The sequence below is a fragment of the Caldanaerovirga acetigignens genome, from assembly GCF_900142995.1.
Taxonomy (GTDB): Bacteria; Bacillota; Thermosediminibacteria; order Thermosediminibacterales; family Thermosediminibacteraceae; genus Fervidicola; species Fervidicola acetigignens.
This window is the reverse complement of sequence record NZ_FRCR01000001.1, coordinates 242772-255641: the sequence shown is the minus strand read 5'-3', so window position 1 is coordinate 255641 and position 12870 is coordinate 242772. Positions and strand designations below refer to the sequence as shown.

Genomic DNA, 12870 nt, shown 5'->3' with positions numbered 1-12870 from the left:
TATGATGAAAACTTCTTTTTTTATATACAACCCTTCTGGCGCAGTCTTCTTTGCTCTGCTAAAACGAACTTTATGATTTCGTCCCTTTGCTGTTCGTTTATATCTATAAATTGCACTCCTACATTATACTGCTGGACACGCCTCAATTGGTCCTTTTCTATCCTTACTACCCTTGCCTTCAACTCTAGCTCTTTAAAACCTAGTGGCAACTTTAATTCAACAAAATCTCCTTTCTCTAACTGTCTGCCAAAATAAATCAAAGCGCCGCTTGCACTTAGGTCAACTAAAAAAGCTTTCATCCAATTATCCGAATCAGCAGGCCTTAATTTTATCCTTCTCATCACCTGAACCCTGAAGTAGTTCCTGCGCTGATTTTTTTCTGGCTTTCCATCCAACACCACACCTATGACAGGAATGGGAGCATATTTTTTTTCCACTACTTTCCCTTGGATGTAATAAAAACTGTTGTTCTTTGCAAAATATATTTTGACTGTCTCTTCAGATTCAAGGAAAAAAATCTTACCTTCGAAAAAAGGCATTCCCAAAAAATATCTTTCATTTTCAATATCTTCCACTTTACTCGGTAATAATATCTTTTGTTTGTCTCTTTCCACCTCAATTTCCACTCTCATCCCAATTTCCAAAACCAAGTTCTTCATGAGCTTCCCCCGTCCTTACTTCATCATAAATGATAGTAATCTTTTTATCCAACCGCCGACAGTATGAATATTCGATTTAACGGAGGTTTCTTCTACAAGAAGTTTACTTGCTATATTGATCATGCATTTAGACGATAGGCTGTCAGGATATTTGAGAAAAAACGGCACCTGTTCCATATTAGCTCTAAATACAGCTTTATCCTCCAGTATAAATCCAAGATAATTCAAGGTAATATTCAAAAACTTTTCCGATGCATTTATTAATTTTTGAGCGGTCATTTCGGCAACCTTGTAATTATCTACTTTGTTTACTACAATGTGGATTCTTTTGACATCCTCATGAACCAGCTTTATGACCGCATACGCATCGGCCAAAGCGGTATGTTCTGGAGTAGTTATTACGATTACCTCTTCTGATGCTCTAACGAAATTTATTACATTTTTCGATATCCCGGCACCGGTATCTATTACCATAAAATCTACAGGCACATCGATGCTGCTGAAGGCGTTTATCAAAATACCAATTTCGCTCTCAGATAAATTCGCCAAACTGTAAAGTCCCGACGCCCCCGGTATAATGCTTATTCCCCCAGGGCCGTGTAATATAATGTCACTTATCGATTTATGTCCATTCAAAACGTGAAGCAGGTTAAATTCCGGTGCCATGCCAACTAAAATGTCTACATTGGCCAGTCCCAAATCGGCATCTACTAGGAGAACATTCTTTCCCATATTTTGCAAGGCTATCGACACGTTGACTGCAAAATTTGTTTTTCCCACCCCTCCCTTTCCGCTAGTAACCGCAATAACTCGAACAGAATCGGCCACTTTCAGAGACTTTTTTGCCAAAGTTCGCAATTTACTAGCCTGGTCGTTCATCAACTGCATCCCCCTAAGATAAGGTCTGCAATCTTCGAGCCGGATGCCACTTCTATGTCGTCAGGCACGTTTTGCCCCGCAGTAAGGTATGAGGGACTGCAATTGCTAAAAATTATTGCGTTTAACATTAATCCGTAGCTGTTAGTCTCATCTAGCTTAGTAAAAACAAGCTTTTGATAATTAAGTTCCTTGTAACTTTCGAGAATTTCATATACATCCTTTGCTTTCGTGGTTACACTTATCACCATATGTATTTCTGTAGGCTTTACTATCTCGATTAGACTTTTAATTCTCTTAATTTGCATCTTATTCCGAGGGCTTGTACCCATAGTATCTACTAAAATAAGATCGCAGTCGGAAAGTTTTTTCATAACTCTAGAGGCATCTGAAGGCTCAAACACAACTTCTACAGGAATTTCTAGCAAGTCACCATATGTCCTAAGTTGTTCTACAGCACCCACTCTATAGGTATCGGCTGCCACAAGCCCAACTTTTTTCTCCATATTTAAACTGTACATCGCCGCCAATTTCGCTATAGTTGTAGTCTTGCCCACCCCTGTGGGACCTATAAAAACCACTTTGCTCGGCTGATCCTCTGTGAAATTTATGGGCTCGGTTACCTTAATCATCGTCGCTATTTGATTTTTTAGACAAGTTATTACCGCGCTTTTATCCAATCCATCTTCTGCAACTTGCGATTTCAATCCATCGATCAGTTTATCTATTAGGCTTTGCTCTATTTCAGCATATGACAATTCTTTATATACTTCGTCTAAAGGGGGCGGTAAATCTCCTAATGATTTCCTGTATATCTCCCTTGCAGACAGGCTTTTAAGCAAATCCTTTACCTCGTTAATCTCGTTTTTTATGTCCTCCAGTTCGCGACCATTTTCGCGAACTGGTATTTCGTAACTGATAGGTTTCAATTGGGGCTTTGGCGCCTGGTCAATGTCACTTGCCGCTATAACCTCTACCTTCGGTCTTGAAAGAAAACCAAATATACCACCTTTTTTAATTTGCCTGGCCTGCAAAATTATTGCATCCTTACCAAGTTCGCTTTTTATCTTATAAAGAGCCTCCTGCATATTGTCCGCTACGTAAGTCTTTATTCTCATCTATAACTTCACCGTCCCCAAAGACCTTATCTCAATATTCGGGTCTATTTCCCCGTACGACAGAACAGGAACATTGGGCAAGCTGTTTTCAATAATTTTCCTAAAATGCCTTCTTACAATAGGATTGGTCAAAATTACCGGTTGAATCCCTAGTCTTGCCGCCTGATTTATTTTTTCAACCAAAGAACCTAATATTTTCTGAACCACTTCGGGTTCGATAGAAAGGTAAGTTCCGTTTTCAGTCTGTGATATTGAATTCGATATGTATTCTTCCAAGTCCCTGTCTAAAGTTATAACATTGGCTTTTTTGTCAGGGAAAAAGCGAGAGGTTATCAATCTTTTTAATCTTTGTCTTACATATTCCGTCAGAAGTTCGGTATCTTTCGTAAGGTTTGAATAGTCGCCTAAGGCCTCAAGTATCGTGACCATGTCTCTTATCGGAATATTTTCCCTCAACAGATTGGAAAGCACCTTTTGAATTTCTCCCAAAGTCAAAATCTTAGGCACCAGTTCTTCTATAAGGGAGGGGTACTGTTCTTTTAAGTTATCGAGAATATTTTTAACGTCCTGCCTTCCAATCAACTCGTGAGCATATCCTTTTATCACCTCAGTTAAATGGGTTGCCAATACCGAAGCGGAGTCAACCACAGTGTACCCCAGCATCTGCGCTTTTTCTTTTTTCTCAGGAGTGATCCATTTAGCAGGTAGACCAAAAGCTGGTTCCCGAGTCTCAATGCCTTCAACCTCTACAATCCCCCCGGAAGGGTTCATTACCAGGTAGTGGTCAACCTTAAGTTCACCCCTTGCAGCTTCTACCCCCTTGATTTTTATAACATATTCGTTGGGTTTCAACTGAATGTTGTCTCTCAACCTAACCATAGGTACTATAATACCTAGATCTAACGCGCATTGGCGTCTTATCATGATGATCCTATCCAGCAAGTCTCCTCCTTGATTTACATCGGCTAGTGGAATTATATTGTAGCCAAATTCTACTTCTATTGGGTCAACCTGCATAAGCGAGAGCAGATTTTCGGGTTTCCTCATCTCTTCTAATTCCTTTTCTTGCTTAATTTCCTGTTCTTTTATCCTCTCTTTTTCAGAAATTCTTCGCATTGAAAAGCCTATAAAACCGATTACGCTCGCCAGAATTAAAAAAGGTAGATGAGGAAGCCCTGGCACTAAGGCAAAAAAAGCGAGCAAACCTGAAGTCATAAAAAGGACTCTTGGATAGTAAAGAAGCTGTTTTACAAGTCCTTCACCCAGATTGCCTTCACTCGCCGCTTTTGTAACAACGATGCCGGTGGCAGTGGATATAAGAAGTGCCGGGATTTGACTGACTAGTCCGTCTCCTACGGTCAAGAGGGCATATCGGTTCAGTGCCGTAACGGCGTCGAGCCCCTGGAATACTATTCCTGTTATCAAACCACCGATGATGTTTATAATGGTAATTATGATGCCCGCTATTGCATCACCTTTGACAAACTTGCTGGCACCGTCCATGGCACCGTAAAAATCAGCTTCTTTCTGAATACTTATTCTTCGTTCTCTAGCTTCCATTTCTGTTATCAAACCTGAATTAAGGTCAGCATCAATACTCATCTGCTTTCCGGGCATCGCATCGAGTGTAAACCTTGCGGCCACTTCCGCGACTCTTTCAGCACCTCGCGTAATCACTATGAACTGAATTACAACAATTATTAGGAAAATGATAAAACCTACCAAGATGTTTCCCCTAATTACAAAATTTCCGAATGACTCTATGACCCTCCCTGCATACCCATTTAAGAGAATCAACCTGGTCGAAGATACGTTAAGGGCTAACCGGAAAAGCGTCGCGATCAGCAATAGCGTTGGGAACGTCGAAAAATTGAGGGGCTTTTCAACATTCATGGCCACCAAGAGAATTACGAGTGAAAAGGTTATGTTAAAAGAAAGTAAAATATCGAGTAAACTCGAGGGAAGTGGTATGACCATCATAACAACTACAACTACGGCCAAAATAGCAACAGCTATATCATAAGACTTCAACCGCTCACCCTCTTTCCTTTCAAACTGTAGACGTAAGCCAGTATTTCTGCAACGGCATTGTATAATTCTTCCGGAATTGCTTCTCCCACTTCTACCGATTTATACAAGGTTTGAGCAAGAGGTTTATTTTCCACAATCGGAATCGCTTCTTCTTCTGCCACTTCTTTTATCTTTTCAGCAATTAATCCCGCTCCCTTTGCAAGTACTACAGGCGCATCGTTAACCGTCGCATCGTAGCCTAAGGCTACTGCTATGTGGGTAGGATTTGTTATTACTACGTCCGCCTTTTTTACGTCCAGCATCATTCTCCGCCGTAAAATCTGCCGCTGGGCCTGACGTATTCTTGATTTAATTTGAGGATTACCTTCTACCTCCTTAAATTCTTCTTTGATATCTTCTTTTGACATCATAAGACTTTTTTCATATTCATACCACTGGTAAACATAATCGAAAACCGAAAGAATAAGAAGTGCTGCACTTGTCTTTAGTCCAGCTTTAAAAATCAAATTTAAAAAGTAACCTATCGACTCTCCTAAGCTCATATCCAGAATTAAAGGTGCAGTATTTTTTAATTCATTAAAGGCGCCAAAGAAAAGATAGATAATAAGGGTTAATTTAATTACCGACTTTGCAAATTCAACAAGGCCTTTTTGGGAAAATATCCTTTTAAAGCCTTCTACAGGGTTTATTCTTTCGATTTTCGGAGATAGCGGCTCCAAGCTAAATACAAAACCAACTTGAGCCAAATTGGTTACAATGCCCGTCAAAACCATACCCATGCCTATCGGAAGGATTGTTTTGATAAGAAGAACCGTTGAGGAATATAATACATCATAAAGGGCATCAAAGGAAAAGTCCTTCTTCAAAAAATTTTGTCCAATAACATCTTCCAAATAGGAAGCTATATTTTCGAGAAGGAAGCTGCCGCAAATTCTAATTAAGACCAGCCCTATTAACAGCCCTAAGGCTGAACTGAGTTCCCGACTCGAAAAAACCTGCCCCCGCTCCCTGGCTTTTTGCCTTTTCCGGGGAGTTGCCCTTTCTGTCTTTTCCTGAGCAAAAAGTTGCAGATTCATGGCTTTTTCGCCATTCCTTGAATTATTAACTTCAATATTTCGTAACTGTCGGTGAATAAGATTTCCAACGACGTTAATAATGTGGGAAGAATTATTATTAGGAATAAAATCCCGATTACAATTTTAAACGGAAGTCCTACTATGAACACGTTCATATGAGGCACAGTCCTTGCCATTATGCCCAAAGCAAAATCCGCAAGAAATGTGGAGAAAATAAGAGGAAGGCTCATTTTTACCCCTGCTTCAAACATACCATAAAAGCTTTCTAAAATAATGTAAAGTAGATTCTTAGTTAAACCCGATGCCCCGAGAGGCAGAACTTCAAAACTTCTAATCAGCATGCCCAACAACACATGATGACCGTTGATGCTAAGAAATATAAGAATAGTAAGTATGTAAAAGAAATTTCCCAGAATCGGAACTTGAGTATTAATTTGCGGGTCTAAAACGCTGACTATGCCAAATCCCATTTCGAAATCAACAATTTCACCCAAAATATACACCGCAGAAAACATTATAAATACTATGAATCCCATCAAAAAGCCCACAGCAGCTTCCTTTACAAAAAGAGCCACTGTTTCCCAAACAGAACCTTGAATTACATTTTTGCTTACAATAGGATAGATTATTGAAGTTACAAGAGCTGCCAATCCCGCCCGAGCCTGAAACGGAAATTCGCGCCGGCCGAAAAAAGGTGCTACGGCAAAAAATCCAAAAATTCTTGTGAGAACCATCAAAAAAATTGTTATTTGTTCTTCCATTTTTCTCCCGCCGATTTAATAGATGAAGTGAGGAATATCTCGAATTAATGTTTCAGTAAAATTCACGATTATACCGAGCATCCAAGGACCACATAAGAGAAGAGCTGCAATAATTGCCAATATCTTAGGTATGAAGGTAAGTGACTGTTCCTGTATTTGCGTGGTTGCCTGAAAAATACTAATCAAAAGCCCTACCGCCATCCCGACACCTAAAATAGGCGCTGATACCAGTAGCAATACGCTCAAAGCTTCTCTCGCTAGGTAAATCACCGTTTCCTGCGTCATTGCTAATTCTCACCTCAATTGAAACTCGATAAAAGCGAGCCTATTACGAGATTCCAGCCATCCACCATCACAAAAAGCAAAATTTTAAACGGAAGTGAAATCATTACAGGAGGCAACATCAACATGCCCATCGACATGAGTGTACTTGCCACAACCATATCTATCACTAGAAAAGGGATGAAAATCATGAAACCCATCTGAAATGCAGTTTTCAATTCGCTGATAATAAAAGCAGGAATCAAAACATAAGTTGGGACATCATCCAAAGTCTTTACCTGCTCTTGCATCTTAGCGTAGTGCAAAAAAAGCGCTAAATCTTTTTCCCTGGTCTGCTTAAGCATAAAATCCCTCAAAGGTTTTTGCGCTCTCTCGAAAGCCTCCTGAAAACTTATTTCTTCTCTCAGATAAGGCTGAAAAGCATTTTTGTTTATATCCGAAAAGACAGGAGCCATTACAAAATAAGTTATAAAAAGCGCAAGTCCTATGAGAACCTGACTTGGCGGAACTTGCTGGAGACCTAAGCTGTTTCGCACAAAAGAGAGAACTATTATAATCCTGATGAATGAAGTCATCATTAATAGGATGGAGGGAGCGAGGGAGAGCACGGTAAGAGCCGCAATTATTTGCAGAGTCAGTGACACTTCCCCCGGTGTATTGGTTGTCCGAATGAAATCAAAAAATGGCAATGGCGCTTCAGGAGCAGCATATGCTTTTACGGGATTTGAAAACATAATTGTCAACAATATAGCTAGGCTCCAAAAACTTCTAATTTTTTTTATATCATTCATGATTTATCATCACCGTCTTTAGCCGCAGAAAGACTTTTAAATTTCTTGAGGAAATATTCAAGCTGCATACCAAAAGTTTTGCTTTGGATGCCCGATTTTTCAGCTTCCTCTATCAATTCGGCTGTTTTTTTATCAAGCTCTCCTATTATGTTTATTCCTTTATCCGATATACCAAGGACTTTCACACCTGCCGGAGATTTAATTATCAATAAGCGGTTTTTTGAATCAAGATATAACGCATCTAAGACTTCCATATACTTGCTCTTCCAATTAGAAGGTTTAGCATACTTCGCCATCCATCGCAAAGCCAATATCGCAAGCGAACATACCAGAACTAGGGAGCCTATATAGATAGCAAAGCCGAAAATTCCTTTTTGAATTAAGCCTGTCTGCTTACCCGTAACAGGCTCTTCGAAATTGTAACTTTTAAGATTTTTCACATCAACTGGCGATTCTTTATTGGTTTCATCGGCAATCGTAGTTGAACTGTCAATCATGGAATAAAGAACAATTAAAATGATGAAGATCCAATAGAAAATTTTTGGCTTCATAGAGATCTTTACCTTCTTCACGAAAGTGCTTTTTTTACAGCTTCTACCACTCTATCAGGCTGAAAGGGTTTTACTATGAAATCCCTCGCTCCAGCCTGTATAGCATCAATGACCATTGCCTGTTGACCCATAGCCGAACACATGATTATCCTTGCATCCGGGTCGATAGCTTTTATTCTCCTTACCGCCTCAATTCCATCCATTTCCGGCATAGTTATATCCATAACTACAAGACCAGGCTTAAGCGCCTTATACTTTTCCACAGCAACAGCACCATTTTCAGCCTCCCCTACCACTTCAAATCCATTTTTGGTGAGAATATCTTTTATCATCATCCTCATGAATGCTGCATCATCTACGATCAAAATTCCCGCCATTTTGATTCCTCCTTAATCTTTTACTGTAAATAATCAATTTTTTCATTGGAATTTATGATTTCTGTAATTCTCACTCCAAAATTTTCGTCAACAACCACGACCTCTCCTTTCGCTATGCGTTTGCCGTTTACCAGTATATCTACCGGCTCTCCCGCCATCTTCTCTAGTTCTATAATGGAGCCTGGACCTATTTCAAGAATCTCTTTTATCTTCTTGACAGCTCTTCCCAGTTCCACCGAAATTTCAAGCGGAACATCCATGATGAGGTCTATGGAGGATTTCCTGCTCGCAGTTGTCTTATCGTCGAGGTCCTCAAGTTCTATAGGCTTAACCTCAATTTTCCCCTTTTCTCTTTTCTCCTCAGATAATTGTTTTTGCTCTTCTTTATTTTCTTCAGAGTTATTTATTTCTTGCCTTTCAATATTTTCCGTATTACTCGCAGGACTTCCGGATGATACTTCGTATAATTCCTTTACCATTTTCTTTGCAAACGGAACCGACATTAAAAGCATTATTTGGCTTTTTATTAATTCTCCCACCTCCATCTGAAACGAAACCTTCACTATTTTCTCTTCTTTTTTAAAATAATTTGCAAGGGAGTCATCAGCAAAGCTGATTCGCTGGAGCTTCGGAGGTGAAATGTTAATGTTCCTTTTTAACAGTGTAGATAATGACGTCGCAGAAGAACCCATCATCTGATTCATTGCTTCGCCCACAGCGCTGAGTCTTAAATCATCCAATTCTATATCAGTGTTAGTACCATCTCCTCCCATCATTAAATCAGCAATAACTTTAGCATCTTCTTCCTTTATGATAAGAATTGTGCTCCCTTCAATACCTTCCGTATAATCAACTATTACGGCTATAAAGGGAATCGTAAATTTCTCTTGCAATTCTTCGATAGTAGTAACAGTCACATTTGGAGTCGTGATTATGACCTTGTTCCTCAATAACGTAAAAAGCGTAGTAGCAGATGTACCTATAGATATATTCCCTATTTCTCCTAGAGCATCTTTTTCCTCCTGAGTAAGGACCTCTTCCTCGCTTTTTTTTGAAAGCGTTTTGGCCAGGAGTTCATTTATTTCCTCTTGGGATAAAATTCGGTTTTCATCCATCATTTGCTTCATCCCTTTCGCTCGCAACTTTTGTAACCCTAAGTGCAAGACGTCCGTTTCGTTTGCCCATTATTCCTTTATACTTGAGAACCCCATGCACGAAAATATCAATTTCACCGTTTGCACGCTTATCCAATTGTATAACATCCCCCACATCTAGGTTTAGAAAATCTCTAACCGAAATCTTAGTTCTTCCGATTTCAGCCCTTATTTCCGCACTGACTTTTTCTAACTTCTCAGCAATTGTCTTTGTAAAACTTACACCGCTATCCCTTTTGCTGGTGGAAAGCCATACCTTTGCTGACAACTTAGGTAAAACGGGTTCTATAACTATATATGGTAGGCATATATTTATCATCCCTTCAGTCTCTCCAACCTTTACGCTAATAGTAATGAGAGCAACCGCTTCATTCGGAGAAACCAACTGAATGAACTGAGGATTAGTCTCAAGTTTATCAAAGGAGGGGTCAAGCTCTTGTATATCTTGCCAAGCTTCTTTTATGAGTTTTGCAAGTTTCGAATATAGCTTCTGCAGGATGTTTGCCTCTATCTCGGTCGGCTCTCTGGGTCTGTCCCTATATTCACCACTTCCTCCGAGCAGCCTCTCCACAATTGAAAAAGCTAAATATGTGTCTATTGTCAGTATTATAGCACCTCTCAACGGTTTAAAATCAAGTATTCCGATAATCGAAGGATTTGGAATTGAGGATATAAATTCCGAATATGGCATTTGGTCTACACTAGATGCGTTCACTTGGACAAGAGCCCTAAGCTGTGCCGAAAAGTAGGTTATAAGTTGCCGTGCAAAGTTTTCATGGATAAGGTGCATAGTACTGAGCTGTTCTTTAGAGAACTTGTTCGGCTTCCTAAAATCGTAAACTTTTATTCTCTTTTCATAAGCCTCTTTTTTTATTTCTTCTGCCTTTATTTCTCCTGCTGTCAGCGCGTTAATAAGAGCGTCTATCTCGCTTTGCGAAAGTATTTCGGCCAAGCTTTTGACCCCCTCATCAGTTTACTATTTCAGTTTACTATAATATTCGTAAAATACACCTCTTGTATTTTCCCGTTTTCAATCAATTTGTTTACCGTATCTTTTATTTCTTTTTTCAATGCTTCCATCCCTTTTGAATCTTTTAAGGAGTCGTATGTCTTAGAACGAAGAACGCTATAGATCCTATCCTTTATCTGAAATTCTTTTTTTTTCAGTTCCTTTTCAGCTTCTTTGCCGTCAATAAGGCATACAATCGAAACCTTCACATAACCTCTATCCGCTAAATTTGTAAGGTAATCTCCCAATGAATAGGTGATGAATTGATTTTCCAGAGCTTTTTTAGAATTATCTGCCAATATCTTTTTGGCAATAACGTAAGTAACAGTGGTACTTATTAATAATACCAAAATTACAACTACCAAGAGTTTTAATGTCGAGCGCAATTTATTGGCCATGTATTAACCTCCATTCACTTAGGTTCCTGTGCTATTGATGAAGAACTCAGTATAATTATTTCAACCCTTCTATTTCTAGAACGATTTTGAGCTGTATCGTTAGGCACAATAGGATGGTATTCTCCGTAGCCCGCGGCTGAAATTATCTGAGGAGGAATTTCGTGCTTTTCTACAAGATACCTCAAAACGTTGACCGCTCTTGCCGTAGAAAGTTCCCAGTTTGAAGGGAACTCTTTAGTATGTATCGGTACATTATCAGTATGGCCTTCTACCCTTATGGGGCGCTGGCTCTGCTTTAACACAGGCGCTATTTTGTCCAATAAACGTATAGCTTCACTTTTCAAATCTGCCTTCCCCGAATCAAAAAGAGCCCCCTCCATGAACCTCACTGCAAGTCCTCTTTCATCAATACTAACCGTTACCCCCTTATAACCACTAGCTTCAATAATTTCTAATATTTGATCACCCAATTTCCTCAGTTCTCTTTCCTGCTGCTCCCCAGTAAATAAATTTTCACCGGCAATGCCCTCTTCCACAAACTCTCCCCTAATGAGCGATTTTCCACTTTCCAATATGCCAAGTGAACCTTGCACTGATGTTATGGCTAGGTCGAATTTTTTTGCATCCACATTAGAAAGCGCAAACAGCAGTACAAAGAATATCAATATCTGCGTAATAAGGTCGCCGTATGTAGTCATCCATTGGGGAGCACCAGGCGGCGGTACATCTTCGGATCTTCTTCTTTTAGCGCCAGGCAAGACTCTCACCGCTTTCCGCGCCCTCTTTATCCTTTTCCTTAAAGGACTTTCTAAGCTGTGGCGACAGGAACGCCTTCAGTTTTTCCTCTATTATTCGCGGATTTTCACCAGCCTGTATCGAAAGGATTCCTTCTATCATTATTTCCTTTAAGAGTATTTCCTGTCGGCTCCTGACTTTTAGTTTCCCAGCGATTGGGTTAAAAATAAAATACGCAAGGAAAGCACCGTAAAATGTTGTAATAAGCGCAACCGCCATCCCCGGCCCTACCGAACTCGGGTCGTTTAACTTGCTGAGCATTTGAATAAGACCGATTATGGTGCCCAACAACCCATAAGATGGCGCGAGCGAGCCCATCGTTTCGAAAATGCTCTGCCCTTCTTTGTGCCTCTCTTCGAGAAAAGCAAGTTCTGTCTCCAATATGTTTTTGACAAGATCCGGATCCGTGCCGTCTACAACCAGCATAACCCCACGCTTCATGAAATCGTCTTCCAATTGTTCTGCAGTTTCTTCTAGTGCCAAAAGGCCTTCTCTCCTCGCTATGTCAGCGAGTCTCACAACGGTCTTTATTATTTCTTCAGCACTCAGACTCTTTTCAATAAAAACATTTTTCAATATCTTCAAAACTCCGATAAACTTCGAAAAGGGAAAATTAATCAAAGTTGAAGCAATAACTCCTCCAAGAACTATCATCAAAGAAGGAACATTTATGAAAGCTTTAAGGTCTCCACCCATGTAAATAGCCCATAAGAAAAGCCCGAGTCCTCCTACAATGCCTATCAACGTTGCCCTATCCATTAACTTCACATCCCCTTACAATCCTTCTTTTGTATGCTACAATTTTTTCCACAACTTCGAGAGGTGATTCTTTTACTATATAAGTCTTTTCATTTGTAAGTTTTATCACTGTATCTGGTGTCGGCTCTATTATTTCTATTAAGTCGACATTAAGGAAGAATTTTTTTCCGTTGAGCCTTGTAAGTTCTATCAAGCAAGGCTTCACCTCTTTTCAAAAAGCTTTATCTGGGCCC

General features: G+C 39.7%; 16 protein-coding genes. All 16 read right to left on the bottom strand.

Annotated features, from left to right (window positions below):
- Positions 1-20: 20 nt before the first annotated feature.
- From BUB66_RS01380 to BUB66_RS01305, 16 genes are read right to left on the bottom strand one after another with little or no spacing between them, the layout of a single operon-like run.
- Positions 21-659, bottom strand: coding sequence for a flagellar brake protein (locus tag BUB66_RS01380; RefSeq protein WP_073253492.1), 639 nt, complete (start codon positions 657-659; stop codon positions 21-23).
- A gap of 15 nt (positions 660-674) precedes the next feature.
- A complete protein-coding gene (locus BUB66_RS01375) occupies positions 675-1538 on the bottom strand; it encodes a MinD/ParA family protein (protein ID WP_084098535.1) in 864 nt (287 codons plus the stop codon).
- Entirely contained in the window at positions 1538-2653 is a 1116-nt protein-coding gene (gene flhF, locus BUB66_RS01370) for a flagellar biosynthesis GTPase FlhF (protein WP_073253486.1), read from the bottom strand. The genes BUB66_RS01375 and flhF overlap by 1 nt, the downstream gene beginning before the upstream one ends.
- Positions 2654-4684, bottom strand: a complete 2031-nt coding sequence (gene flhA / locus BUB66_RS01365) for a flagellar biosynthesis protein FlhA (protein WP_073253483.1) — start codon at positions 4682-4684, stop codon at positions 2654-2656.
- Positions 4681-5760 carry a flagellar biosynthesis protein FlhB gene (gene flhB / locus BUB66_RS01360; RefSeq protein ID WP_073253480.1) on the bottom strand — a complete coding sequence of 360 codons (1080 nt, stop codon included), beginning with the start codon at positions 5758-5760 and terminating at the stop codon, positions 4681-4683. Before flhB ends, flhA begins: the two co-directional genes overlap by 4 nt.
- A complete protein-coding gene (gene fliR / locus BUB66_RS01355) occupies positions 5757-6521 on the bottom strand; it encodes a flagellar biosynthetic protein FliR (RefSeq protein WP_073253477.1) in 765 nt (254 codons plus the stop codon). The genes flhB and fliR overlap by 4 nt, the downstream gene beginning before the upstream one ends.
- Before the next feature lie 15 nt (positions 6522-6536).
- The gene (gene fliQ / locus BUB66_RS01350; protein WP_073253474.1) at positions 6537-6806 is read right to left on the bottom strand and encodes a flagellar biosynthesis protein FliQ; all 270 of its coding nucleotides are present in this window, start codon (positions 6804-6806) and stop codon (positions 6537-6539) included.
- Positions 6807-6820: 14 nt separating this feature from the next.
- Entirely contained in the window at positions 6821-7537 is a 717-nt protein-coding gene (fliP, locus tag BUB66_RS01345; protein ID WP_425291860.1) for a flagellar type III secretion system pore protein FliP, read from the bottom strand.
- 53 nt (positions 7538-7590) lie between these two features.
- Positions 7591-8145: a FliO/MopB family protein gene (locus BUB66_RS01340; RefSeq protein ID WP_073253471.1), complete on the bottom strand. Its 555-nt coding sequence runs from the start codon at positions 8143-8145 to the stop codon at positions 7591-7593.
- A 17-nt stretch (positions 8146-8162) separates the two neighbouring features.
- Positions 8163-8522 (bottom strand): response regulator, encoded by a 360-nt coding sequence (locus BUB66_RS01335; RefSeq protein WP_073253468.1) that lies wholly within the window; start codon positions 8520-8522, stop codon positions 8163-8165.
- 20 nt (positions 8523-8542) lie between these two features.
- The gene (fliY, locus tag BUB66_RS01330) at positions 8543-9637 is read right to left on the bottom strand and encodes a flagellar motor switch phosphatase FliY (RefSeq protein WP_073253658.1); all 1095 of its coding nucleotides are present in this window, start codon (positions 9635-9637) and stop codon (positions 8543-8545) included.
- Positions 9630-10628: a flagellar motor switch protein FliM gene (gene fliM / locus BUB66_RS01325; RefSeq protein ID WP_073253465.1), complete on the bottom strand. Its 999-nt coding sequence runs from the start codon at positions 10626-10628 to the stop codon at positions 9630-9632. Before fliM ends, fliY begins: the two co-directional genes overlap by 8 nt.
- Before the next feature lie 29 nt (positions 10629-10657).
- Positions 10658-11083: a flagellar basal body-associated FliL family protein gene (locus BUB66_RS01320; RefSeq protein ID WP_073253462.1), complete on the bottom strand. Its 426-nt coding sequence runs from the start codon at positions 11081-11083 to the stop codon at positions 10658-10660.
- A 14-nt stretch (positions 11084-11097) separates the two neighbouring features.
- Positions 11098-11850, bottom strand: a complete 753-nt coding sequence (locus BUB66_RS01315; RefSeq protein WP_143156171.1) for an OmpA family protein — start codon at positions 11848-11850, stop codon at positions 11098-11100.
- The gene (locus tag BUB66_RS01310) at positions 11828-12637 is read right to left on the bottom strand and encodes a motility protein A (protein WP_073253459.1); all 810 of its coding nucleotides are present in this window, start codon (positions 12635-12637) and stop codon (positions 11828-11830) included. The genes BUB66_RS01315 and BUB66_RS01310 overlap by 23 nt, the downstream gene beginning before the upstream one ends.
- The gene (locus BUB66_RS01305) at positions 12630-12830 is read right to left on the bottom strand and encodes a flagellar FlbD family protein (RefSeq protein ID WP_073253456.1); all 201 of its coding nucleotides are present in this window, start codon (positions 12828-12830) and stop codon (positions 12630-12632) included. The genes BUB66_RS01310 and BUB66_RS01305 overlap by 8 nt, the downstream gene beginning before the upstream one ends.
- Positions 12831-12870: the final 40 nt, after the last annotated feature.

Coding starts and splice junctions, on each gene's coding strand:
- BUB66_RS01380 (WP_073253492.1), bottom strand. CDS start 659: ATGAAGAACTTGGTTTTGGAAATTGGGATGAGAGTGGAAATTGAGGTG.
- BUB66_RS01375 (WP_084098535.1), bottom strand. CDS start 1,538: ATGAACGACCAGGCTAGTAAATTGCGAACTTTGGCAAAAAAGTCTCTG.
- flhF (WP_073253486.1), bottom strand. CDS start 2,653: ATGAGAATAAAGACTTACGTAGCGGACAATATGCAGGAGGCTCTTTAT.
- flhB (WP_073253480.1), bottom strand. CDS start 5,760: ATGAATCTGCAACTTTTTGCTCAGGAAAAGACAGAAAGGGCAACTCCC.
- fliR (WP_073253477.1), bottom strand. CDS start 6,521: ATGGAAGAACAAATAACAATTTTTTTGATGGTTCTCACAAGAATTTTT.
- fliQ (WP_073253474.1), bottom strand. CDS start 6,806: ATGACGCAGGAAACGGTGATTTACCTAGCGAGAGAAGCTTTGAGCGTA.
- fliP (WP_425291860.1), bottom strand. CDS start 7,537: ATGTTTTCAAATCCCGTAAAAGCATATGCTGCTCCTGAAGCGCCATTG.
- BUB66_RS01340 (WP_073253471.1), bottom strand. CDS start 8,145: ATGAAGCCAAAAATTTTCTATTGGATCTTCATCATTTTAATTGTTCTT.
- BUB66_RS01335 (WP_073253468.1), bottom strand. CDS start 8,522: ATGGCGGGAATTTTGATCGTAGATGATGCAGCATTCATGAGGATGATG.
- fliY (WP_073253658.1), bottom strand. CDS start 9,637: ATGGATGAAAACCGAATTTTATCCCAAGAGGAAATAAATGAACTCCTG.
- BUB66_RS01320 (WP_073253462.1), bottom strand. CDS start 11,083: ATGGCCAATAAATTGCGCTCGACATTAAAACTCTTGGTAGTTGTAATT.
- BUB66_RS01310 (WP_073253459.1), bottom strand. CDS start 12,637: ATGGATAGGGCAACGTTGATAGGCATTGTAGGAGGACTCGGGCTTTTC.